Source organism: Leifsonia sp. YAF41 (assembly GCF_052113185.1).
Classification (GTDB): domain Bacteria; phylum Actinomycetota; class Actinomycetes; order Actinomycetales; family Microbacteriaceae; genus Cryobacterium.
In genome coordinates this window covers 469,762-493,338 of the sequence record NZ_JBFRCS010000009.1, presented here as the reverse complement: position 1 = coordinate 493,338, position 23,577 = coordinate 469,762, and the positions used below count along the sequence as shown (strand labels likewise).

The window sequence follows — 23,577 nt, the reverse complement described above, 5'->3', positions numbered from 1 at the left end:
GCCCGGTCACATTCCGAACCCGGAAGCTAAGACTCTCAGCGCCGATGGTACTGCAGGGGGGACCCTGTGGGAGAGTAGGACACCGCCGGACTTAACTTAGCAACACCAAGAAAGCCACCCCACGGGGTGGCTTTCTTGCGTTAACGACCGTACGCACAAGGGCCGGCCCCGCGGGCCCGTAATGCAGCGCCACAGCCACCCCACGAGGTGGCTTTATTGCGTTAAGTCGCCTACGGAGCCTGCAGCCGAGACAACGCGGCGGCCTGGCGTGGGGAATCCCGCGAGGCGTGCGAAAACCCCCACGCCTGAGGGGATTCCCCACGCCAGGAATGCTGGGCTCCAGTCGCTAGTCGCTAGTCGCTAGTCGCTAGTCGCTAGTCGCTAGTCGCTAGGTGCCAGTCCCCAGTCGCCAGTCGCTACGCGCCGAAATCGCCACATGGCCGAGGCAGCGCACCCGCTGCTGTCGGGCCGTTGCGCGTGGTCCGCCCGGTGGCAATGCGCCCGAGGAGAGGAAGCGCCTCAGCGTGCCTGTCAGCGTGCCTGTCAGCGGTTCGGGAAGTCGTGCGGCAAACCGGTCAGAACGGGGGCGAGCCGGGTCTGCTGAGCCTGTTCAAGGTTCAGAGCGGCGAACTCGCGGTCACGGCGGAGCGCCTGCACGCCCAGAAGGAAGGTCTCGGGGGAGACGGACGGAACTGGCGACACGTACGGGGCGACTTCCTCAGCGAGTGAAGCACTGAGCTTCTGTCTCGCAAACGGCGTCAGCGCGGTGGCCTGGCCGAGAAACTGCGACACCCGGCGAGCGAGCCGATCAGGCAACTTGGCGACATCCGCCGTCAACGCCCAGGCCGTGAGCTCTGCGGGAAGACGCAGCACCGCTGCGTCCGAGCGGGGGACTCGCTCATGCTGACTGTAGGTGCCGGCCAGCAGATCGCCGAGACGTTTCGACTTGCTGTTCAGCAGGCCTGCCGTCGCGGCGATCCCCCCGAAGGTCATGAAGATTTCCAGCACACCGAGCAAGGCGCGGATGAACGCGTGGCGCAATCCGATCGCACCGCCGTCGTCGCGCACGATGCGCGCGCCGATCGCCAGTTTGCCGAGTGAGCGACCTCCGGTCGCCCGTTCGACGAGCATCGGAACGATCAGGATGGCGAACACGAGGCCGGCGATACTGAGCGCTTTCGAGAGCGCGTCATCCATCACATCGGCGAGGAGCCAGAACGAGATCACCATGATGAGCAGGAAGAGCAGTAGATAGGCAGCCCAGTCGATGAGAGTGCCGGCGCCGCGCAGAATGATGCCGGCGGGCCGGACATCGAGCGCTACGGCTTCGCCGGTGATGAGTTCGTACTCATCACTGACATTCTCTTCGTGAACTGCCGACTCCGCGGGCTTCGCCATGTCACTATTGAAGCAGATGGATCTCGACGCCTACTCCGCCGCGCACCGCGCCGAATGGGACCGCCTTGCCGCACTCGGCGCGCAACGGTCCCTCTCTGGGGAGCAAGCAGACGAATTGATCGCCCGCTATCAGGCGGGAGCGACCCAGCTTTCGGCGTTGAAGACTACGGCGGGGTCAACGCTGCAGGGCGACCGGCTGTCAGTATCGTTGTCGCGGGCTCGCCTGAGATTCACCGGGGCGAGCGCAAATGTGATGGCTCAGATTCCCCAGTTCTTTCTGCTGCAGCTGCCTGCCGCGTTGTACCGACTGCGCTGGATCACGCTCGTTGTCGCACTCGTGACGTTCCTCGTCGCCGGTCTCTACGCGGCTTGGGCGCTCGGCAATCCTCAGGTGCTTGCGAATTTCGGTTCGGACGAGCAGCTGGCAAAGCTGGCCAACCATGATTTCGTCGACTACTACTCGTCGAATCCTGCGGCATCCTTCGCCGGCCAAGTCTGGACGAACAATGCCTGGATTGCCGCACAGTGCATTGCGTTCGGGATTCTCGGCGTCTACGTGCCGTACATCGTGCTGCAGAATGCCCAGAATCTTGGCGTCAATGCAGCAGTGATGTTCGCCTATGACAAGGGCGACGTGTTCTTTCTCTACATCCTGCCGCACGGTCTGCTCGAGCTCACGGCCATCTTCGTCGCAGCAGCCGGAGGGCTCCGCATCTTCTGGGCGTGGATTGCTCCCGGCGCCCGCACGCGGGGCCAGGCGCTGGCCGAGGACGCCCGAGCGCTGTTCACCGTCGCGATCGGGTTGGTCTTCGTGCTGCTCGTGTCCGGGGCGATCGAGGGCTTCGTGACCCCGGCGCCATGGCCGTGGCCGATCAAGATCGGCATCGGCGCGTTGGCGCTGGCGCTCTTCCTCGTGTACATGCTCGTGGTCGGTAAGCGGGCCACGCGGCTCGGGGAGACCGGAGACCTCAGCGAGTTCGAGGCTGGGGCCCGCCGCATCTACGCCAGCTGAGCTGTCGAAGCCGGCCGAGCGGCCGGATCATCGCCTGTCGGCCGGTGATGCCGGTTACAGACGCCCGGCCGCTTTCAACGCGAGGTACCGGTCGGAGAGCGCCGGCGGGAGATCGGCCGGAGGAGCCGTCACGACTTCACCACCGAGCTGACGGATGGCGGCAGACACGCGTGCGACGTCGAGCAGGGCTCGCTCGGCGGCCGCGGCCGTGTACACCTCGTCGCGGTGGGCACGCCGGCCGATCGCGGCGGCTGCTCCGGGGTCGGTGACCGAGGCCACAACCACGGTGTGCCGGCGCGTGAGCTGCGGTAGCACGGAGAGCAGACCCGACGACGATCCGGCGGCATCGATCGAGGTCAACAGAATCACCAGGGCCCGCTGGCTGGTGATCTGCCGCACCTGTGCGGGCACCGAAGACCAGTCCATCTCGATCAGTTCGGGTTCGATCACGGCCATCGTGTCGACCATCAGGGAGAGGAGCTCCGCGCCCTGCGCCCCCTGAACCCGGCCGCGACTGCGGCGGTCGTAGGCGAGAAAGTCGACGCGATCACCGGCCCGCGAGGCGAGCGCGGCGAGGAGCAACGACGCCTCAAAGGAGGAGTCAAGGCGCGGCTCGTCATCGACACGGGCCGCAGCGGTGCGCCCTGTGTCGACCACGATGACGACCCGACGATCACGTTCCGGGCGCCAGGTGCGCACCATCACATCGTTGCGTCGCGCCGTTGCCCGCCAGTCGATGGATCGCACGTCATCGCCCCGCACGTACTCCCGCAGCGAATCGAACTCGGTGCCCTGCCCACGCACCATCACGCTGGTTCGTCCGTCGAGCTCCTTGAGTCGCGCGAGGCGCGACGGCAGATGCTTGCGGGAATGAAAGGGCGGCAGTACACGGATGCGACCGGGCGCGGCCAGCGTGGCCTGTCTGGCCCACAGCCCCAGCGGGCCAACGGAGCGCACCGTCACCTCGCCGACTCGCCGTTCCCCGCGACGAAAAGGCGTCAGAGTGATCACGATGCGGCGCCTCTCGCCGACCGGGATACTGACGCGGCTGCGATTGTTTCCTGCGCCGGCCGACGGCTGCCAGGCATCCCTCACGACGCCGTGCAGACGGCGCTTACCGGTGTTGGTGAGATACAACTCGCTGTTGACCGACTCACCGAGCCTCACCCGTGTCGGAAGGATGCGGCGGAGCGTCAGCTGGCGGGGCGACGCGGCGAGAGTCAGATCGACGGCGCCGAGAAGTGCCACACCGAGCAGCCACCAGCCGAGCACCGAGGCGGCGGCTTCAACTGAGTTTCCGAGCAGCACAATTGGCACGGCGCCGAGGGCGACGAGAAGAACGAAGCGTCCGGTGACGGTCATCGACGCGACCTAGATCGGAACCTGAACCTGTTGCAGGATCGAGCGCAAAATGGCGTCGACGCCGATTCCCTCGAGCTCGGCCTCTGGCCGCAGTTGGATGCGGTGACGCCACACCGGCAACACCATCGCCTGCACGTGATCGGGCGTGATCGACTGATAGCCGTTCAGCCAGGCCCAGGCCTTGGCCGCCGCGAGCAGAGCGGTCGTGCCACGCGGGCTCACCCCCAACTTCACCGACGGGCTTTGCCGGGTCGCTCTGGCCAGATCGACGAGATACGCCAGGACATCGGGACTGGCGCCGACGGCAGACACCGCCTGCTGTGCTTGGGCGAGTTCGTCAGCGCCGAGTACGGCGGTCACCCCGGCGCCGGCCAGGTCGCGTGGATTGAAACCGTTCGAGTGCCGGCGGAGCACCTCGACTTCGGTCTCACGCTCGGGCAGGTCGAGCACCAGTTTCAGCAGGAACCGGTCGAGCTGCGCCTCGGGCAGAGTGTAGGTTCCCTCATACTCGATCGGGTTCATGGTGGCGGCGACGATGAACGGCTCGGGAAGCGGAAGCGACCGTCCGTCGACACTGACCTGACGTTCCTCCATCGCTTCAAGAAGGGCCGACTGAGTCTTCGGAGGCGTGCGGTTGATCTCATCCGCCAGCATGATGTTCGTGAAGACCGGCCCCTGGCGAAACTCGAACTCGCCGGCCCGAGCATCGTAGATCAGCGAGCCCGTCACATCTCCGGGCATCAGATCTGGTGTGAATTGAACACGCTTCGTGTCGAGGCTGAGTGCATGGCTGAGCGATCGCACCAGCAACGTCTTGGCGACGCCCGGCACGCCCTCCAGAAGAACATGGCCGCGCGCCAACAAGGCGATGATCAGTCCGGTGACTGCACCATCCTGCCCGACGACGGCTTTGCCGACTTCAGCGCGCACCTGAGCCAGGGCTTGACGCAGTGTTTCATCTGTTTCGAGGAGAGTCGTCATCTGTCAATTCTTCCGTGTGGGGGGAGTGGGCGAAGTGGGAGGTGGGGTGTTACCGGGAAGCATTCGTGCGACCAGCGCCTCAAGCTCGGTGAGACGGTCGGACAGGCGGATGAGGTCGCTGTCGTGGTGCGGAACCTCATCGACCAGAACTGCACGCACGTCGGCGACGTTCTGGCCGGTGAGCGCGGAAGCGGCGACGATGATCTCCGAATAGTGCGCGGTGCGAGGGAGGCCAAGTCGAGTCGCCAGTCGGCTGAGCGTGCCGATACGCAGGGCATCGATCGCACGAAGCCGGGCAGAATTGCGTGCGTAGAGTCGCGCGCGGCCCTCCATCGTCTCGTTGGCTCTGACCGTCACCGGCAGGTTCTCGGCGACCAGTGGGCCGAATCGGCGGCCACGCCAGACAAAGGCGCTGAGCGCGGTGAGCAGCAGAAGCACAAGCACCGGGGTCACCCAGCCCGGGGTCAGCGCGCCGAGCGATGGCGGACCAGTGCGGGGGATATCCGCCAGAGTCGGGAGGTACCAGACGACGCTCTCGCTCTCGCCCAGCAGATTCAGAGCGAGGGCGGCGTTGCCAAACGTGGCGATCTCGCCGTTCTGGAACACGGCGGACTGGGCGACGAGGGTGAGGGTCTTGTCATCGTGAACGAGTTCGACGAGCGAATACGAACCGTCTCCGCTGGGGAAGCACCCGGTCGCAGCGATGCTTGCGTCTGTGATGCGAAGCGTCTGCCCGCCGGGCGACAGCGTGCCGGCCTTGAGAGCAGCCGGCACGGCGCACTCGGCGGACAGCGTGTCGGCGGTGCTCACGCCGCCGAATCCCAGACCGGGCGCCGCCGTCTCAAGAAAGGTGAAGTCAGGGGCCGCGACCACGGAGCGGGCGGGAAAGCGCAGCAACTCAGTGAGCTGATCGGAAGACAGGTAGCTGTTTTCGTCAGCGAAGAACAGGGTCGGGTCGGCGGACGTCGACAACGCAGCGGTGGCCTCCTCGAGAGTGTTGACGACGCGCACGCTCACCCCCTGCTGGCGCAAGACCTCGACGAGGGCCTGGCTTCCGGCGGGCGCCGGATTTCCCGCGGCCAACGGCACACCCCCCACCGAGCTGCCGCCGGCGATGAGAGAGGCGACCATCGCAACGACCACCGCACCGGCACCGGCCAGTACCCAGAAGAGTGCGCGTCGCCCGGCCGCGCGAACCGTGGGCGTCGACGAGGAGGTCTGTCGGGGAGCTTGCTGCCTCTCGGCCTGACGCTGCGCCCGACGAGTCGCCGCGACAGCCTCTGCTGGTTCCGTGGAGACGGTCATGACGGCACCACCGGGGAGTGGTCATCCGGGGCAATGCTGTGGTCGGGCAGAATCGGCCGTTCCCCGCGCAGCGCGCTTTCGAGGTCGGCGAGGGACGTATATCCGTATTCCGTGCCCTCGGCTCCGAGATAGCGAACCTGGTCAAACGTCACGGCCGCTTCGACCAGCTGAGTTCGGTGGCTGGGAAAGGCGGTCGCGGCAGCGGCGGCGACGTCATGCGCGGTGGTGCCCGGCGCCAATTGAACGATCGTTCGCTCGAAGAGCCCGCGGGCAATTGCCCGAAACATCTCCTCGGAGGCACGGCCCCACTCGCCCGTCGTTGCGGAGGCGAGCGCTGACTTTCTCATCATGTCGGCCGAGCGGTGATCATCCTCGCCAAAAAGTACGGAGGTCGGCTTGCTGCGACGGTTCAGCCGGGGGAGTCCGAAAATCAGAAACGCCGTGACGACGAGGGCTGCCACGATGACGGCCACGATGAGGGGGAGCCACGCGCCGAGCCCCTCGCCGGACGGGACGGTCAACGACTGGACCCAGTCGAAAAACGCCTGGGATAAGCGGTCGAACCAGGTCGGTTTGGCTGCCTGGTAGGGGGCCTTGGCCAATTCTTCGTTCAGCCACTGCCGTGCCTCCGGCGCGCTGGGGTCTACCGGGATGTCGGCACGCCGAAACGTTTCTGACCAGCCTGTGAATGTCGCGTCAACCACCCCGCTGATCGCGATCATGCTCAGTGCGAGCCCCAACCGGGCGGGAAACTCTGAGTCTGCATTGTGACCGGAAGATACGGGTCAGGGAGTGAGGCCGACCCAGGCGCGCCAGAGTGCGCGGCCTCGACGAACCGCGCCAGCTCGAGGTCGAGGCCCTCTTTGCGCATCCGCAGGTCGATGTAGATGAGCGCGGTTATTGCCGATTGGATAACGGCGGCGACTGCCCCGAGAACGAGTGAGACAAGAAGGATGACGACGTAGAGGATGGCGGACGGCACGAAACTGTCGATCGCCGCATTCGGGTCAACGAGTGAGAAGCTGATCGAGAACAGAAACGTCAACGGAGTCACGACGACCTGGGTGATCACGTTGACGATTGCTGCGACCAGAAACTGCACTCCGAAGGTGCGCCAGAAGTAGCCGATCGTCAGCGACCAGGAACGACGAACCGCCTGACGGATGCTGAGCCGCTCGAGCACAATCAGGCTGGGCACGAGCGAGGTGCGGGTAAACAGCCACACACCGATGACGGCCAGACCCAGTCCGCCGAGAATGCCGATCACTACGGCGAGTGCGATCCACATTCCGCCGAGAACTGCGAACACGGCGACGAGTCCGGCGATCAGTCCGACTCCGACGAGCAGCGCTGCGGAGAGAACCAGCGTCCAGAGCACCAGCGTCCACAGCCTGCGGCCGGCCGTGCGCCAGAGAACGGCGAGTCGAAGCTTCTCACCGAGAGTCGCGCGGGCCACTTCGAGCACGATCACGCCCTGGAGCAGAGCCGACGCGATAACCGAAAGCGCGATCGGGAGGATCGCCGACAGAAGGATGGTGAGGGTGGCACCGGCCGAGACGGTATCCCGTTCGTCCAGCGGAGCGGAATCGATCCGTCCCACAGCGAAGTAGGTGACGAGCCCGATGGTGAGCAACGAAATGATCAGGCTGGCCGCCTGAACGAGGAGCGCGCTTCCGAACGTCGCCTTCGGATTGCGTTTCAGAACCTGGAACGGTGCGGCAAGCAGAGCGCCGAACCCGAGAGGTCGAAGTGGGATCAATCCGGGCTTCGGCGGCGGGGTCCAGCCGTGCGGTGCGCCCGACGGCGGGGGAAATCCACCGGCGGGAGCCGCAAACTCCCCGTAGCGAGGCGCGTCCGGCCCTGCTCCGGCCGGGGCCGCCGAGGGGCCGGGGGTGGGTGATTGCCAGTTCTGCGGGTCCGTCACGTCACCCATGCTGGCACACCAGCGCACTCGAAGCATGTTCCGAGGCGTTCCGGAGCAGTACTCGGCTACGCTGAGGCCAGAGATTACAGGAGTTGCCGCCTGACCAGGGGGCCTCAAGCGAAAACGGATGAATGAGCGCACGCATATTAGTTGTCGATGATGACCCCGCGCTGGCGGAAATGATCGGCATCGTCTTGAACGGTGAGGGCTTCGACACTCACTTCTGTGCGGACGGCGCGCTCGCGCTCGGAGCCTTCCACGAGACGAAGCCCGATCTGGTGCTTCTTGACCTGATGCTTCCCGGACTTGACGGGATCGAGGTCTGCCGCCTGATCCGCGCGGAGTCGGGAACTCCCATCATCATGTTGACGGCGAAGTCCGACACGACCGATGTCGTCAAGGGGCTCGAATCCGGTGCAGACGACTATATGGTCAAGCCGTTCAACCCCAAGGAACTCGTCGCTCGCATCCGGACACGACTCCGCCCGGCCGCCGTCGTCTCGTCGGCGAATCTACACATCGGCGACTTGGTCGTCGATGCTGCCGGACACGAAGTGCGACGGGGCGACCAGCGCATCAACCTGACGCCGCTCGAGTTCGATCTGCTTCTGGCCCTGGCCTCGAAACCGCAGCAGGTGTTCACGCGCGAAATGCTACTCGAACAAGTCTGGGGCTATCACTACAAGGCGGATACCCGCCTCGTCAACGTGCACGTCCAGCGATTGCGGGCCAAGGTCGAGGACGACCCGGACAACCCACGTATCGTCATGACGGTGCGTGGTGTCGGCTATCGGGCCGGCGCGGTCGGATAACAGCAATGTTTGCGCGACCAACGGCTGCGCGCACCCCGGTGGCGCTGGGCGGCCGAACCTGGTTCCGTCGGGTTGCTGCGTTATGGCGGTCGTCTCTACAGTTCCGCACCGTCGGCATCACCGTCGTGCTGTCGGGCCTGGCCATCCTGCTCGTCGGCGTTTACATGTCAGTCAGCATCGGAAACGACCTGTTCCAGTCGCGGCTGAACCAGGTGTTGCTGGAGTCGAATCGGGCCACGACAGCGGCGCAGGGAATTCTGGATTCGTCGGATGCCGCAGATCGCGTGCAGGTGCAGGCTCTGCTCGGATCCGCCCGCACCCTGATCACGGCTACCTCGTCCAGCCGGCTGATCGCCGTTCTCCGGGTTCCGGGGCAGGAAGCGTCGTCGGTGATCCCGCAGGACTCGTCGACGTTCGGCGAATCGACCGACGTCATCTCTCCCGAGCTGCGTGAAGCGGTGCGGGCGAATTCCGGTGAACAGTTTTGGCAGTCGGTGACTCTGTCGAACGACGACGGCCAGGACTATCCCGGGATCGTCGTCGGCTCGCAAATTTCGGTTCCGGTTGCCGGGGGCTATGAGCTGTACATCGGCTACAGCCTGCAAGAAGCCGAGGGCACGCTCCTCTTCGTGCAGCGAACGCTGCTCATCGCGGCAGTGGCGCTGATGCTGCTGATCGGGGCGGTCACCTGGATTGTCGTGCGTTTCGTCGTGACGCCGATCCGGGTCGCCGCCGAAACCAGCCAGCGCTTGGCGTCCGGTGATCTTGCTGTCCGGATCCCGGAGAAGGGTGAGGACGTCATCGCAACGTTGGCGCGCTCGTTCAACGGCATGGCGGACAGCCTGCAGAGTCAGATCAAAAAGCTGGCCGACCTGTCGGAGGTGCAACAACGATTCGTCTCCGACGTGTCGCACGAATTGCGCACCCCCCTGACCACGATCCGCCTGGCCGGGTCGGTGCTCTACGATCAGCGCGCCAGCTTTCCGCCGGCGACCGAACGCACCGCCGAACTGCTTCACACGCAGGTTGAACGGTTCGAACTGCTGCTCGGCGATCTTCTGGAAATCAGCCGCTATGACGCCGGTTCGGTGCAGGTCGAAGCTGAACCCACGAACTTGGTGCACCTGGCCGAGGATGCGATCGACAGCATGCGCTCCCTCGCCGAATCGAAGGGCACCGAACTCAGGCTCGTCGCGCCCGGTGGGCACCTCAACGCCGAGGTCGACCCGCGTCGCATCCGTCGTATCTTGCACAACCTCATCGGAAACGCGATTGAGCATGGTGAGGGCAAACCCGTGGTGGTCTCTGTCGACAGCAACGCGACCGCCGTCGCGCTCTCGGTGCGCGACTTCGGGCTGGGGATGACCGACGCCGACGTCGCCCATGTCTTTGACCGGTTCTGGCGGGCAGATCCATCACGTCAGCGCACGATCGGCGGAACCGGACTGGGCTTGGCAATTTCGCTCGAGGATGCGACGGTGCATGGCGGCTGGTTGCAAGTCTGGTCGAGCCCCGGCGACGGATCCTGCTTCAGGCTGACCCTCCCGCGACGTTCACGTGACACGCTCACCGACTCCCCGCTCCCGCTGACGCCCGATGAGGGGCTGGTCGGCGAGATGCCTCCCGGCCTTCTGCTTGACGGAAAGACGACGGAGGGCACCAATGTCTGACGCTCCTCGCCGTTCCCGCCTTCGGGCGTGGGGCGCACTTGCCGTTCTCGCCGTGACGCTGCTCGCCGGATGTTCGGGTATTCCGCGTTCCGGAGAAGTGCAGGCCGGGGCCGCAGCCCCACCCGGCGACACGCTCAACCCGGTCTTTCTTCCGTCCGGCCCCGAGAAGAACGCGAGCCAGGAATCGATTCTGCGCGGTTTCATCGACGCCGCATCGAGCCCGGAGAACAACTACGCCATCGCCCGTAAATTTCTCGCCCCGGCCGACAGTACGTCCTGGGCGCCGGATGCTGGAGTGACCGTCGACGACGGAAGCGGCCGGGTGATTCAAGTCGTCGACGACATGGCGATGCAGTTCTCGGTGAAACCGGTGGCGGAAGTCAACGAGAAAGGTGAATACCGTGAGGTCGGGTCGTCTGCCCCGGTCACCCTGCTCTACCACTTCGTGCTCGTCGAAGGCCAGTGGCGAATCAGCCAACCGCCCAACGGAATCGTGATCGATCAGAACACCTTCCGCGACGTCTTCAGCTCGCAGGAGATCTATTTCTACGATCCGACCTTCACCTATCTCGTGCCCGATCTGCGATGGTTCCCGCGAGGCGCATCCGCTCCGACCAAGATCGTGAACGCCGTGCTTGCCGGCCCCAGCCCATGGCTGGCGCCCGCGGTGACCACAGCCTTCCCTGAAGGAACAAAACTCACCGCCGACGCCGTGCAGGTGGTTGCACGCGTGGCCCAGGTCGACCTGAACAACGAGGCATTGAACGCGGAACGCGTCACGCTGCAACGCATGAAGGCACAGCTGACGAACAGTTTGCCGTCTGGGCTCTCGGTGACGATCACCATCAACCACAACTCGCAGGACATCGGCGATCTCGGCGATGCTGCTCCGATTGTGAACCCGCGCGGTGACGCCAGGGCGCTGATTCTTCGCAACGACGAGTTCGGGTTCTTGGGCGCCACAGGAAGCTCGCTGACCCCGGTCAGCGGTCTGTCGGACAGTATCGCGACGCTGAAGCCGAAAGCAGTCACACTCGCTGCCGGGCAAGATTTCGCGACGGCGCTCGCCGACGGAGGCGTCTACGGAATCCCTGCCGGCGCGCCGGCGAGACTGTTGGATCCGCGCGCGAACCTCATCGCCCCGTCGGTGGACCCCTTCAACATGGTGTGGTCGGTACCGGCTGATCGCCCCGCTGAGCTCTTTGCCTACACGCCGAGTGGTGAGTCGGTCGCCGTGCCGACGAATTGGCAGGACGCGACTTCGATCACCTCGCTCGTGGTCTCCCGGGACGGAAGCCGGCTCATCGCCCTGCTGAGCACCGGCGCCGATGTGCGGTTCGTCGTCGCGGCGATCAGCCGCGACAAGGGGATTCCCGTTGCTCTCGGCGAGCCGGTCACGCTCGCCGCTGCTCCGGGCACCCCACTGGGCGCAACCTGGATCGACGACGTCACCGTCGCCTCGCTGACGGTCACTCCGACAGGAACGGAACAAATCGTCGCGCAGGAGATCGGCGGCGTGCGCACCCCTCTCGAGCCGGCCCCGCACAGCGTCTCGATCACGGGCGGGAACACGCTGCGCGATCTTCGAGCACTTTCGGTCGACCAGGGGCTGCAGGTGCAGTGGGGGAGCGGCTGGCAGCAACGAATCGATCACGTGGCGCTGATCGCGACGCAGCAGGGGCTCCTCTAACCGCCCTCACCACTCGCAGCCCGGCAGCGGTTCTCCACGGATGAGCTGCGGGCCCGCAGCCGGCGCTTCCCGTGCGGGAACCTGGCGTCGTGAACCTGCGCGACATCTTCTCTGGGCCGCTCCTCGACGCGTTCGCCGTGGTGGTGCCGACCGCCTGTGCCGGCTGTGGGCGGCCTGACCGTGGAATCTGTGCCGCCTGCCGGTACAGCGTGCGACCGCGTGTCCACACGGTGTCCAGGGGCACACTGACGGTCTGGTCGGCTCTCGAATATGCCGATGAAGCCCGGCGAGTGATCGCCGCATACAAGGATGGCGGGAGAACCGATGTCGCGCCGATTCTGGCCGTGGCGCTCCAGAGTGCGGTGCGGGCGGCGCTCGCCGCCGACGAGTCGTTGGATGCCATGGCGCAGGCCGGCTCCCACTCCCACGAAGACCGGGCACGCGGGGTGCGGGTGGCGACGATTCCGTCGTCGTCAGTTGCCTGGCGCCAGCGGGGCTTCAGCCCCGTCGGGCTGCTCCTTGCCCACGGAGGCATCGTTGCGAGCAACGTCCTCCGACAGCGCGGCATCAGTCGTGATCAGGTTGGTCTCGGCGTCGCCGAACGGAGCCTCAACAAGCACCTCTCGCTCGTGGCTCGCGGTCGGCTCGACGGCCAGGACTTTCTGATCGTGGATGACATCCTGACAACCGGTGCCACGCTCCGGGAGGCGCAGCGTGCCATTGCGGCCGGCGGAGGGCGGGTTGTCGGATGTGCGACGCTCGCTGAAACTCGACGCCGTCATCCCCTCACGCAGCACTCACAGGAAACTGTTCCGCAAATGCTGTGACTTATCTCTCAAGCCCCGCTACGGTGGTCCTAAAGGCGCGAAACAATCGCCCGGATTTGGGCGATTCGCCAGATCTGGAGGTCGTCATGGAAACTATCATCGTCGGACGAAATCTAGGGATCACCGATCGGTTTCGCGAATACGCGACCGAGAAGGCAGAGAAGATCGCGGCGCTGGCCGACAAGGCCCTCGCTCTTGAAATCAAGGTCAGTCGGCACAGCGAAAAGAACGGTGCGACCGGCCCCGATCGAGTAGAACTCACACTCATTGGCAAGGGTCCGCTCGTGCGGGCTGAAGCAGATGGATCCGACAAGTACGCGGCATTCGACGTTGCTCTCGGTCGACTTCTCGAACGAGTTCGCCGCGCGAAAGACCGCAAGAAGGTGCATCGTGGTGGCGCTCACCGCCCGACCTCGCTTCACGATGCGTCGGCAAACGGCTTCAGCGTCGTTGACATCACCCCGGCCACCAGCGAAACACTGGAACGGGTACGCACAGGGTCGATTCCCGTTGTCGGCAGTGAAGCCGAAGGCGAAGAGATTGAAGAGGTGTACAGCCCGGTCGTGATCCGGCGCAAGGTGTTCGAGGCCGCGCCCATGACCGTCGATGACGCGCTCTATTTCATGGAACTCGTCGGACACGACTTCTATCTCTTTCAGGATGCGACGTCGCTGCGACCCAGTGTGGTCTACCGCCGGAAGGGTTGGGATTACGGCGTCATCGAACTGGGCGAAGTCTCAGAGGAATCGGAACTGCGGGAGGCAGCTGCCAGCAGTCGCAGCATCTGACCAAGTAGCATTGCTAAAGTTGCCGGCTGTGTCGGCGCGCTGTGTCGGTAGCAGGCTGTGCCGGCAATAAAACATGGCGTCCGACCGGACGACAGGCGTGGCTTGCGCCGTGACGACTAGTGGAGTGCATTCGTGGCCTCAATTCTTGAAAAGGTTCTTCGTGTAGGAGAGGGACGCATCCTGCGTCGTCTCGAGAACTACGCCAAGGCGATCAACGCGCTCGAGGAAGACTTCAAGGGCCTCAGCGACGAGGAACTGAAGAACGAGACGACGACCCTGCGCGAGCGCTACTCGAACGGGGAGTCGCTCGATGATTTGCTGCCGGAGGCCTTCGCCGCTGTGCGTGAGGCCTCCACCCGCACCCTCGGCTTGCGTCACTTCGACGTACAGCTGATGGGCGGGGCAGCGTTGCACCTCGGCAACATCGCCGAGATGAAGACCGGTGAAGGCAAGACTCTCGTCGCGACGACAGCCGCGTACTTGAACGCCATCACCAGCCGCGGTGTGCACGTGATCACCGTCAACGACTACCTGGCGAGCTACCAGAGCGAGCTGATGGGGCGCGTCTTCCGCGCCCTCGGGATGACGACTGGATGCATCGTGTCCGGTCAGACCCCGGAGCAGCGTCGTGAGATGTACGCCGCTGACATCACCTATGGAACCAACAATGAGTTCGGTTTCGACTACCTGCGCGACAACATGGCGTGGCAGACCTCCGACATGGTGCAGCGCGGGCACTACTTCGCCATCGTCGATGAGGTCGACTCGATTCTCATCGACGAGGCTCGCACGCCGCTCATTATCTCCGGCCCCGCATCGGGCGAGGCGAACCGCTGGTTCACCGAATTCGCCAGCCTGGCCAAGCGCCTTGTTCCGGACGAAGACTTCGAGGTCGACGAGAAGAAGCGCACCATCGGCGTGCTCGAACCCGGCATCGAAAAGGTCGAGGACTACCTCGGCATCGACAACCTGTACGAGTCGGCGAACACGCCGCTGATCTCGTTCCTCAACAACGCGATCAAGGCCAACGCGCTGTTCAAGAAAGACAAGGACTACGTCGTGATGAACGGCGAGGTGCTGATCGTTGACGAGCACACCGGCCGTATCTTGATGGGGCGCCGCTACAACGAAGGCATCCACCAGGCGATCGAGGCCAAGGAAGGCGTCGCGGTCAAGGCCGAGAACCAGACCCTCGCCACCGTCACCCTGCAGAACTACTTCCGTCTCTACTCCAAGCTGTCCGGCATGACCGGTACCGCCGAGACCGAGGCTGCCGAATTCATGAGCACGTACAAGCTCGGCGTGGTTCCCATCCCGACGAACAAGCCGATGCAGCGCATCGACCAGTCGGACCTCGTGTACAAGAACGAAGAAGCCAAGTTCAACCAGGTCGTCGAGGACATCGTCGCGCGCCACGAGAAGGGGCAGCCGGTTCTGGTCGGAACGACGAGCGTCGAGAAGAGCGAATACCTCTCCCGCTTGTTGGCCAAGAAGGGCGTGCGCCACGAGGTCCTCAACGCGAAGAACCACGCGCGTGAGGCAGCGATCGTTGCCCAGGCCGGCCGACTCGGTTCGGTGACCGTCGCCACGAACATGGCTGGACGTGGCACCGACGTGATGCTTGGCGGCAACGCGGAGTTCCTCGCCGTTGCAGCGATGAACGCGAAGGGCCTCAGCCCTGTTGAAACCCCCGACGAGTACGAGACGGCTTGGGACGACGTGTTCGCCGACGTCAAGTCCGGTGTCGACGAGGAGGCCGAAAAGGTCATCGCGGCCGGCGGACTCTACGTGCTCGGCACCGAACGTCACGAGTCGCGTCGAATCGACAACCAGCTGCGCGGACGCAGCGGGCGTCAGGGCGACCCGGGAGAGAGCCGCTTCTATCTGTCGCTGACCGACGACCTGATGCGCCTGTTCAACGCCGGCGGTGCTGAGGCATTGATGGGACGCCAGGGCGTTCCCGACGACCTCGCCATCGAATCAAAGATCGTCAGCCGGGCCATCCGCAGTGCTCAGTCGCAGGTCGAAGGCCGCAACGCCGAGATTCGCAAGAACGTGCTCAAGTACGACGATGTGTTGAACCGTCAGCGTGAAGCGATCTACAGCGACCGCCGACACATCCTCGAGGGCGACGACCTGCACGAGCGCACGCAGAAGTTCCTCGAACAGGTTATTGACGAGGTGCTCGAGGTGCACACCGGAGAGGGCAACGGCGACGACTGGGACTTCGACGCCCTGTGGACCGAGCTGAAGACCCTATACCCCGTCGGAGTCACGATCGATGAGGTCGTCACCGAGGCCGGAAGCCGCGGCAAGATCAACCGCGACTTCATGCGCCGAGAAATCCTCTCGGATGCCAAGCTCGCCTACCAGAAGCGCGAAGAGTCCCTCGGATCTCCCGCTATGCGCGAGCTCGAGCGTCGCGTCGTTCTCTCGGTCATCGATCGCCGCTGGCGAGACCACCTCTACGAGATGGACTACCTGAAGGATGGCATCGGACTGCGCGCTATGGCGCAGCGCGACCCGCTGGTCGAGTACCAGCGTGAAGGCTACGCGATGTTCCAGCAGATGATGGGGCAGATCCGCGAGGAGACCGTCGGCTTCTTGTTCAACCTCGAGGTCGAGGTCAGCCAGGGCGCAGACGCCGTCGCCGGGCCGGTCGTCGCGGCCAAGGGCCTCACTCCCGCCGAAACGGCTGAGGAGAAGCTCAGCTACACGGCTCCGAGCGATTCCGGCGGAGTCGAAGTGCGCAACCAGCGCGGTCAGATTCAGCAGGCGGCAACGGATCGGGCTCGTCGCGCCGCGGCCCCGGCCCCCGCCGAGGCTGAGGCTCCGGCAGCGCCGGCCCAGCGCGGTGCTTTCGGACAGACGGCCCCCGCCGAGGCTCCGGTCAACCGAGCTGATCGTCGCAAGAAGAAGTAGCACGAGGAAATGAATGAGCCGGTGGCCTGAACAGGCCACCGGCTCGCGTGTTTAAGCTGAGCGCATTCGGCTCTCCGGCTCTCCGACAGCGGTCGCCAGTTCTGCAACTTTTGACCGATGCGGCGGCCCGCCGGGCCGGGTCAGACTAGGAGGCATGATGAAACTCTTCTATGCCTCGTTCAGCTACATGGTGCTTGGTGTGCTCTCCGGCCTGTACTACCGGGAATTCACCAAGGCGAATGACTTCACCGGCCAGACCCAACTCGGTCTGGTGCACACTCACCTGCTCACCCTGGGCTTCATCGTCTTGCTCATCGTGCTCATTCTCGAGAAGCAGTTCACGCTGTCGCGCAGCCCGCTCTTCAACTGGTTTTTCTGGGTCTACAACGCGGGTCTCATTCTCACCTCGGCAATGCTCGCGGTACATGGTTCCCTGACCGTCGTCGGACAGGAATCGAACAGCGCCATTGCGGGAATCGCCGGGCTCGGCCACATTCTTCTGTCAGTCGGAATGGTGCTGTTGTTTCTGGCCCTTCGCGCTCGCTTGGTCGCACAGCCCGACGTCGCCGAGCCGTTGACAGCGAACGCAGCGTCGTCGAAGTAGCTCCCGCGATCTAGAGCACGTTGATGGCGCTGGCACGCCAACGGCGATCCAGCCCTTCCAATCGCAGGGCGACGGCCCTGACGCGCGCTTTGGTGTGCACGATGACGACCGCTTCAATGACACCGTCGCGGGGTTCCGACATGCTGATGTGCCCGATGACGAGTGTCGGGCGCTGCACGCGTCGGCCGGTGGCTGCTCGGGCGCGGGCAGAGAGCACGACCCGGGTCAGGAGATGCTTGTAGACGTCGTCGCTCACCCAGCGGGCCAGCTGGTCGAGCTCGCGCGCACCGGCGAGCACCTCGATGACGCACCGGGTGAGGTTGATCAGAAGCGGTTCAGGGTCGGGAAGCTGGCTGCGGCCACTCGGCTGCATTCCGAAGAAGTCATCATCCGGGACGACGTTGCTCCGTGAGGTTTTCTTCGGGGTGGCTCTCGCCACGCTGTCGTTCATCCCAGCTCCGATCTGCGTCACCAGGGAGGTGCCCTGCACCATCTGGTCTTCGGGTGTGCGCATGTGATCTCTCGCGAAGCACCTCCCCCCATTCGGGGGGCGGGTGTCTTGGCGGACACTCAACCAGGCTCTACCGGTCTTGTCTAGGTCGCGGAGGTGACCTGTGGATAACCTTTTCCCACACAAGCCTCGACCGATAGGTTCGGGATGTGCGCTGGGATAACTTGTTCGACGACCTCGAGGGTCAGCTTGAGCATGAGCTGACCCTCGACGAAATTGACCTCCAGGCCGAGGAGGAACGGTTGCGTCTCGGGCGCCTGACGCTCCGCAGTCGGCTCGTCGGACTCGGCAGTGCGTCTGTCGTTCGAGTCGGGCTGGTGTCGGGGGATACCGTCACCGTGCGCCCGACAACGTTTGGTCGAGACTGGCTCGCCGCCGACATCCTGAATGAGAATCGGGGCTCGGGCAGCGACTCAACGGGAGCCATGTGTGTGCTGCCGTTCACCGCCGTGAGCAGCGTCGTACTTCGGGCCGAGCAGATTCCGCTCTCGCTCGGTGACGAGGGAGAGTCGGCGGCGCGATTCGTCGAGCGGATCGGCATTCCTTTTGTGCTCAGGGACCTGTGCCGAAGACGAAAAAGAGTGACTGTCGTCACAACGACGGGCGAGATCTCCGGCACCATCGACCGGGTTGGACGCGACCATTTTGATCTGGCTGTACATGCCGCAGGCGCATACCGGCGAGCGGCGGCCGTCACCGAGTTCCGGATCGTGCCGTTGGCGCATCTCGTGCTGGTGAAACTCGACTAGTCGTCTGCTCCGGTTTCTGGGGCGGTGCCGGAACGAGAGATGGTGTCGGGCTGAATGATTCGGCCGCCGGAGAGCTCCGGAATGTTGCCGAAGTCCGACTGCTCCCAGAGGGCGATTCGCCGTGCCTCTTCGTACTTAGCCTCAATGTACGACTCCAGTACGACGCGTTCCACGCGCCAGGCCCGTGAGGTGCCGATGCGAATAGCGGGAAGCTCTCCGGTTCGCACCAAATCCAGCGCCTGGGAGGCGGTGAGGTTCAGGATCGCCGCCGTGTCAGCGAGCGTCAGAAAGCGCCCCAGTGAGTCGGCGGACACGGAATCGGTCATGATCCGATTATGCGCCGGACGCGGTGACTACTTTCGTGTGGGTGAGGAGTTGTGGATAACTTCCGCGTGACATTTCCCAAACCACGACGATAGAGCCGAAGGCTTAACCCGATGGCGGGTTCAGGGCAGGGGATGTGAGCTGATGAACGCAGCCGTACGATCCGGGCGGAACAGGTTCTGGTTCGACCCACGGTTCTCGATCGGGATCGGATTGGTGATCACGGCCGTCCTCGGTGTCGTCGCGATTGTCGCGAACTCCGACGCGACCACTCCGGTGCTTGCCGCGCGGGAGTCGCTTTCGGCCGGGGACACGATCTCGCGGTCGGACCTCAGAACGGTACAGGTGCGGCTGGGAAGTACGGAGGGCCACTATCTCGTCCCCGATGCCCTCCCTCCGGACGGACTCGTCGTCACCCGCACCGTCGCGGCCGGCGAACTCGTTCCGATGAGCGCGATCGGCACCAGGGAAGGCATCACCAGCACCAGCATCGTCGTCAGGCTGGACGGTACGTTGCCCGCATCGATCGGGTCAGGTTCCGTCGTTGACGTGTGGTCGTCCCGGGCGGCGGAGAACGGAGCGTTCGGTCCTCCGGCTGTGCTCGTCGACGGAGCAGAAATCGTGCGCCTCGTCGCCGCGTCGGGCTTCATGGCCGATGAGGGCACATCCGTCGAGATTCTGGTGCCGAAGCGGGACGTGGCCGCTGTTCTCGAAGCGATGGCGAACGACAGCGCCATTGCGGCGGTTCCGGTCAACACCCGAGTGGAGCCGTGACCATGGCGACATTTGCCTTGGCTCTCGACAATGCGCTCGAGGATCGCCTGCTCCTTGACCTGATCGAGCACGGGCACACGGTGGTCGCGCGCTCCTCGACGGCCGACGAGCTCGTCGTCGTGCTCGGGCGCACGGTTCCGGATGTGGTCTTGGTGCTCGCCGAGCGCCCCACGCTGACCGCGGCACTGTTGGCCGCGTGCGACGAACGCGGGGTACGGCTGATCGCCCTGATCGGCTCCGACCCCGGACGACGCCACGCTGCAGCGCTCGGGCTCTACGAGGTGCTCGACGCGGAAGCGGGCTGGCCGGCCATCGAGGCGATGATCAACGCGGAGGTCCCGGCGCCGGATCGGGGAGTCGAGACCCCTGCGGGTGCCTTCCCTTCTCCCTGTACGGTCCTGGCCGTGTGGGGGCCAGCCGGGGCGCCGGGGCGCACGACCCTCGCGATCAACATTGCGGCGGAAATCGCCGCGACCGGTCACACCGTCGCACTCGTCGATGCCGACACCTATAGCGGCTCTGTCGCCGCCACCCTGGGCATGCTCGACGAAGCACCCGGTTTCGCCGCTGCGTGTCGGCTGGCCGGCGCCGATGCCCTGACCCAGTCCGAGCTCGAACGCATCGCTCAGCGGTACACCTCGTCGCACGGCGCATTCTGGGTGCTCACCGGCATCGGGCGTGCGTCACGGTGGCCCGAACTCTCGACCGAACGCATCACCCGGACGCTTTCGGCGCTCCGGCAATGGGTCGAATACGTCGTGATTGACACTGGGTTCAGCCTGGAAAGCGATGAGGAACTGTCCAGCGACCTCTTCGCGCCGCGCCGGAACGCGGCAACGCTCACCGCGCTCGGCGCAGCAGACCACGTTGTGGCGTGCGGGCTGGGTGACCCGGTCGGGATGGCGCGATTCTTGCGTTCCTGGGTGGACCTGGCCGACGTGCTCACCACCCGGCGGCTGACCGTCGTGATGAACCGGGTGCGGTCAAGCGCCGTCGGCCTCGACCCGAAAGGTCAGATTCTTCACACGCTGCGCCGCTTCGGGGGCATCGACGGGATCGTCTTGATCCCCGACGATCAGCGGGCGGTCGATGGCGCGGTGCTGAGCGGGCGTCCGCTACAGGATTCGGCACCGAAATCGCCGGTACGGGCGAGCATCCGTCGTCTGGTGACGACCGAGATCCTCGCCGCTCCGACCCCGGTCAGGCCGAAGCGGTGGCCGCTTCGCGCGGCGAAAACACAACGCGCATTCAGCTGAGGCGCCACCGGAGAGCGCCCTCGTCTGCCGGGCTGCGGCGTGGCGGCATCCGTGGCCGTAGGCTAGTGATCGTGTCGACGCTTAGTGAACTCGTACTTGCCCAGGGCCTCAGTAGTGAAGAAGATGTGGACTGGCTTCACATGCTGGTCGCCGATGGCCAGCTGATCGCCGACCTTGCCTTCGCCGACATCGTCGTGTGGGTGCCCACCGACGCAGGAAGCTTCGTCGCCGTCGCGCATATGCGTCCGTCGAGCGCTGCAACCTTGTTCTACCGTGACTTCGTCGGGCAGAACATCAAGAACGAATGGCGCAAGCAGGTCACCGAGTGCTTCGAGACGGCGAAGATCGTCGATACGACCGCACCCGACTGGTACGAAGAGACCCCGACCCGGGTGCGCGCCATTCCGGTCATGCGTCGACTGTCGACCACCGGCGCCCAGGTGACGGATGCCCCGGTCGCGGTGCTCACCCGGCACACCAATCTGAGCGAGGCGCGCACTCCCAGCCGCCAGGAGCTCACCTTCAACGATTGCGCCAATGACCTGTTCGTGATGATCGCCTCCGGCGACTTCCCGGACTTGGGCGCACCCACCGGGCCACGACGTGGAGCGCCTCGCGCATCAGACGGCCTGATTCGGCTCGGTGTCGACGGAGTGACCACCTTCGCCAGCCCGAACGCCCTGTCGGCGTTCAACCGCATCGGTTTCGCCGACGAGCTGGAAGGCGAGTCGCTGGCCGAGGTCACGACCCGGTTGCTGACCGGCAACGCCGTCGTCGACGAGTCGCTGCCGCTCGTCGTGACCGGACGCGCGCCCTGGCGCACCGACATCGAGGCCCGCGGGGTGACGGTGTCGCTGCGCGCCATTCCGATTCGCAATCGAGGCGAGCGCATCGGAGCGATCGTGCTCTGCCGCGATGTGACAGAACTACGCCACCAGGAACGTGAGCTCATCACGAAGGATGCCACGATCCGGGAGATCCACCACCGGGTGAAGAACAACCTGCAGACCGTGGCGTCGCTGCTGCGCATCCAGGCGCGGCGCACCCACTCCGAAGAGGCGCGCGAAGCCCTGGCCCAGGCCATGCGGCGGGTGGCGGCCATCGCCGTGGTGCACGACACCCTGTCGGAGGGTCTCAGCCAGAGCGTCGACTTCGATGCGGTGTTCGACCGCGTGCTGCTCTTGATCGCCGAGGTGGCCAGCGCTCACAACACGACGGCGCACCCGAAGAAATCGGGAGCTTTCGGCATTCTCCCGAGCGCCTATGCGACGCCGCTCGCGCTCGCACTGACCGAACTCGTGACGAATGCCGTCGAGCACGGCCTGGCCGGACGCGAAGGCGAGGTGTCGATCGAAGCGGAACGCAACGAGGAAACGCTCACCGTGCGTGTGCGCGACAACGGTTCGGGGCTGCCTGAGGGCAAGGTCGGGTCCGGCCTCGGCACACAGATTGTGCGCACCCTGATCCAGGGCGAGTTGAGCGGCACCATCGACTGGCACACCATGATGGGCAGCGGCACCGAAGTGACCATCGAAATCCCGCTGCGCTACATGCAAGAGGGCTAAGCCAGCTCGCCCAGCTTGAGCGTTCCGGTCGAGTTTCCCTGGTCTAACAGGGAAACTCGACCGGAAGTGTCAAACTCGGCGCAGGGGCGAAGCGCGGGTACGCAAAAACGTGGGCCCTGGGAGCAGATGATCGGGGATCATCCGCTGCCAAGGCCCACGGTGAAAAGGTTGCGGCTGTTAGGAAGCGCGACGGGCGCGTGYGGCGCGACGCTTGAGCGCGCGACGCTCATCCTCGCTGAGGCCACCCCAGACGCCGGAATCCTGACCGGTCTCGAGAGCGTACTGCAGGCACACCTCGGTGACGTTGCAGCGTGCGCACACGGACTTCGCCTTCTCGATCTGGTCTACTGCGGGACCAGTGTTGCCGACCGGAAAGAAAAGCTCCGGGTCAGCAGTGAGGCAGGCAGCTTTATCGCGCCAATCCATGGGGGTGCTCCTTTATTGCGGGGGTGCATGGCCGATCGGCCGAAATGCGGATGAGTGCCGGTTGCAGGAAAAGTTCAGATCCGCGCAATTCGTGAATATGCACATAAGATCGGCTCACGTCCCTGTGAGCGTCAACCGGGCTTCAAATATGGTCCCATAATAGGGGGACCAAATCAATAGCTTTGTATGGGATTCCTCTGTGAACGACCAGTCTGACCCGATCAATTTCGAGGCGCCGCGTCCGTCGCGCCCGGTACGTCCACCCGCGCTGCGCCTGATCACGGTGTTGCTCGTCGCTGAGGCGCTCCTGTTGTGGGTCGCCGTGGCCTGGTTTGTGCTCGAACTTCTCACCGCGACTCCGTCGTCGCTTGCCGGCGCACTGGTGATCTTGGCGATCGTCGTGATCGCCGCGATCGGCGTCAGCGTGGTTGCCTCGGGGGCCGCACGCGGCAAGTCCTGGATGCGCAGCCCCGCCGTGACCTGGCAGCTGATGCAGATCGCGGTAGCAGTCGGCTGTTTCCAAGGCTTGTACGCGCGGCCCGACCTCGGCTGGGCCTTACTGATCCCGTCTCTGGTCGTGCTCGTTCTGCTCTTCACTCCGCGCGTCATCGACGCAACCCGCAACACCGGTTCAGGAAACATTTCGCAATCGGAATAGTTTCCACCGGTTGAATCGT

The 23,577-nt window shown here is 64.8% G+C and carries 22 protein-coding genes and 1 rRNA gene; 14 read left to right on the top strand and 9 right to left on the bottom strand.

Annotation, left to right across the window (positions count from 1 at the left end; all coding sequences use genetic code 11):
• Positions 1-91: ribosomal RNA gene (gene rrf, locus AB4Y63_RS12900) — 5S ribosomal RNA — on the top strand; the annotation flags it as partial.
• Between the two features lie 452 nt (positions 92-543).
• Here rrf and AB4Y63_RS12895 read toward each other — a convergent pair.
• Positions 544-1,398 carry an RDD family protein gene (locus AB4Y63_RS12895; protein WP_441791446.1) on the bottom strand — a complete coding sequence of 285 codons (855 nt, stop codon included), beginning with the start codon at positions 1,396-1,398 and terminating at the stop codon, positions 544-546.
• Positions 1,399-1,414: 16 nt separating this feature from the next.
• Between AB4Y63_RS12895 and AB4Y63_RS12890 the strand changes: the two genes are divergently transcribed.
• Positions 1,415-2,410, top strand: coding sequence for a stage II sporulation protein M (locus AB4Y63_RS12890; protein WP_441791462.1), 996 nt, complete (start codon positions 1,415-1,417; stop codon positions 2,408-2,410).
• A gap of 54 nt (positions 2,411-2,464) precedes the next feature.
• Here AB4Y63_RS12890 and AB4Y63_RS12885 read toward each other — a convergent pair whose 3' ends face one another.
• The 5 genes from AB4Y63_RS12885 to AB4Y63_RS12865 are packed head-to-tail and all read right to left on the bottom strand — an operon-like array spanning position 2,465 to position 7,982.
• Complete coding sequence (locus AB4Y63_RS12885) at positions 2,465-3,772, bottom strand: DUF58 domain-containing protein (RefSeq protein WP_441791445.1); 1,308 nt, start codon at positions 3,770-3,772, stop codon at positions 2,465-2,467.
• A gap of 9 nt (positions 3,773-3,781) precedes the next feature.
• Complete coding sequence (locus AB4Y63_RS12880) at positions 3,782-4,753, bottom strand: AAA family ATPase (protein ID WP_441791444.1); 972 nt, start codon at positions 4,751-4,753, stop codon at positions 3,782-3,784.
• 3 nt (positions 4,754-4,756) lie between these two features.
• On the bottom strand, positions 4,757-6,058 hold the full coding sequence (locus AB4Y63_RS12875) for a DUF4350 domain-containing protein (protein ID WP_441791443.1): 1,302 nt from the start codon (positions 6,056-6,058) through the stop codon (positions 4,757-4,759).
• Positions 6,055-6,780, bottom strand: coding sequence for a DUF4129 domain-containing protein (locus tag AB4Y63_RS12870; RefSeq protein ID WP_441791442.1), 726 nt, complete (start codon positions 6,778-6,780; stop codon positions 6,055-6,057). The genes AB4Y63_RS12875 and AB4Y63_RS12870 overlap by 4 nt, the downstream gene beginning before the upstream one ends.
• A gap of 2 nt (positions 6,781-6,782) precedes the next feature.
• Positions 6,783-7,982 carry a hypothetical protein gene (locus AB4Y63_RS12865; protein WP_441791441.1) on the bottom strand — a complete coding sequence of 400 codons (1,200 nt, stop codon included), beginning with the start codon at positions 7,980-7,982 and terminating at the stop codon, positions 6,783-6,785.
• Positions 7,983-8,113: 131 nt separating this feature from the next.
• Between AB4Y63_RS12865 and mtrA the strand changes: the two genes are divergently transcribed.
• From mtrA to AB4Y63_RS12830, 7 genes are all read left to right on the top strand, one after another.
• Positions 8,114-8,794: an MtrAB system response regulator MtrA gene (mtrA, locus tag AB4Y63_RS12860; protein ID WP_441791440.1), complete on the top strand. Its 681-nt coding sequence runs from the start codon at positions 8,114-8,116 to the stop codon at positions 8,792-8,794.
• Between the two features lie 5 nt (positions 8,795-8,799).
• Positions 8,800-10,464 carry an MtrAB system histidine kinase MtrB gene (gene mtrB, locus AB4Y63_RS12855; protein WP_441791439.1) on the top strand — a complete coding sequence of 555 codons (1,665 nt, stop codon included), beginning with the start codon at positions 8,800-8,802 and terminating at the stop codon, positions 10,462-10,464.
• Entirely contained in the window at positions 10,457-12,154 is a 1,698-nt protein-coding gene (locus tag AB4Y63_RS12850) for an LpqB family beta-propeller domain-containing protein (RefSeq protein WP_441791438.1), read from the top strand. The genes mtrB and AB4Y63_RS12850 overlap by 8 nt, the downstream gene beginning before the upstream one ends.
• 89 nt (positions 12,155-12,243) lie before the next feature.
• A complete protein-coding gene (locus AB4Y63_RS12845) occupies positions 12,244-12,981 on the top strand; it encodes a ComF family protein (RefSeq protein WP_441791437.1) in 738 nt (245 codons plus the stop codon).
• An 86-nt stretch (positions 12,982-13,067) separates the two neighbouring features.
• On the top strand, positions 13,068-13,769 hold the full coding sequence (gene hpf / locus AB4Y63_RS12840) for a ribosome hibernation-promoting factor, HPF/YfiA family (RefSeq protein WP_441791436.1): 702 nt from the start codon (positions 13,068-13,070) through the stop codon (positions 13,767-13,769).
• A 132-nt stretch (positions 13,770-13,901) separates the two neighbouring features.
• Positions 13,902-16,691 carry a preprotein translocase subunit SecA gene (secA, locus tag AB4Y63_RS12835; protein ID WP_441791435.1) on the top strand — a complete coding sequence of 930 codons (2,790 nt, stop codon included), beginning with the start codon at positions 13,902-13,904 and terminating at the stop codon, positions 16,689-16,691.
• Between the two features lie 154 nt (positions 16,692-16,845).
• Positions 16,846-17,295 carry a DUF2871 domain-containing protein gene (locus AB4Y63_RS12830; RefSeq protein ID WP_441791434.1) on the top strand — a complete coding sequence of 150 codons (450 nt, stop codon included), beginning with the start codon at positions 16,846-16,848 and terminating at the stop codon, positions 17,293-17,295.
• 10 nt (positions 17,296-17,305) lie between these two features.
• Here the strand turns inward: AB4Y63_RS12830 and AB4Y63_RS12825 are convergent, their stop codons facing one another.
• Positions 17,306-17,809 carry an Rv3235 family protein gene (locus tag AB4Y63_RS12825; protein WP_441791433.1) on the bottom strand — a complete coding sequence of 168 codons (504 nt, stop codon included), beginning with the start codon at positions 17,807-17,809 and terminating at the stop codon, positions 17,306-17,308.
• Positions 17,810-17,955: 146 nt separating this feature from the next.
• Between AB4Y63_RS12825 and AB4Y63_RS12820 the strand changes: the two genes are divergently transcribed.
• A complete protein-coding gene (locus AB4Y63_RS12820; protein WP_441791432.1) occupies positions 17,956-18,555 on the top strand; it encodes a hypothetical protein in 600 nt (199 codons plus the stop codon).
• Here the strand turns inward: AB4Y63_RS12820 and AB4Y63_RS12815 are convergent.
• On the bottom strand, positions 18,552-18,881 hold the full coding sequence (locus AB4Y63_RS12815) for a helix-turn-helix domain-containing protein (RefSeq protein ID WP_441791431.1): 330 nt from the start codon (positions 18,879-18,881) through the stop codon (positions 18,552-18,554). The two genes, AB4Y63_RS12820 and AB4Y63_RS12815, sit on opposite strands and share 4 nt — an antisense overlap.
• Positions 18,882-19,023: 142 nt before the next feature.
• Here AB4Y63_RS12815 and AB4Y63_RS12810 point away from each other — a divergent pair, with 142 nt between their 5' ends.
• From AB4Y63_RS12810 to AB4Y63_RS12800, 3 genes are all read left to right on the top strand, one after another.
• A complete protein-coding gene (locus AB4Y63_RS12810) occupies positions 19,024-19,653 on the top strand; it encodes an SAF domain-containing protein (RefSeq protein WP_441791430.1) in 630 nt (209 codons plus the stop codon).
• A gap of 2 nt (positions 19,654-19,655) precedes the next feature.
• Entirely contained in the window at positions 19,656-20,909 is a 1,254-nt protein-coding gene (locus AB4Y63_RS12805) for an AAA family ATPase (RefSeq protein WP_441791429.1), read from the top strand.
• A gap of 71 nt (positions 20,910-20,980) precedes the next feature.
• Positions 20,981-22,474 (top strand): sensor histidine kinase, encoded by a 1,494-nt coding sequence (locus AB4Y63_RS12800; protein ID WP_441791428.1) that lies wholly within the window; start codon positions 20,981-20,983, stop codon positions 22,472-22,474.
• Positions 22,475-22,651: 177 nt separating this feature from the next.
• On the opposite strand, the gene AB4Y63_RS12795 is transcribed toward AB4Y63_RS12800, so the two are convergent.
• Positions 22,652-22,900, bottom strand: a complete 249-nt coding sequence (locus tag AB4Y63_RS12795) for a WhiB family transcriptional regulator (protein ID WP_441791427.1) — start codon at positions 22,898-22,900, stop codon at positions 22,652-22,654.
• Between the two features lie 199 nt (positions 22,901-23,099).
• Between AB4Y63_RS12795 and AB4Y63_RS12790 the strand changes: the two genes are divergently transcribed.
• Positions 23,100-23,558, top strand: coding sequence for a hypothetical protein (locus tag AB4Y63_RS12790; RefSeq protein WP_441791426.1), 459 nt, complete (start codon positions 23,100-23,102; stop codon positions 23,556-23,558).
• The last annotated feature ends 19 nt before the right edge of the window (positions 23,559-23,577 follow it).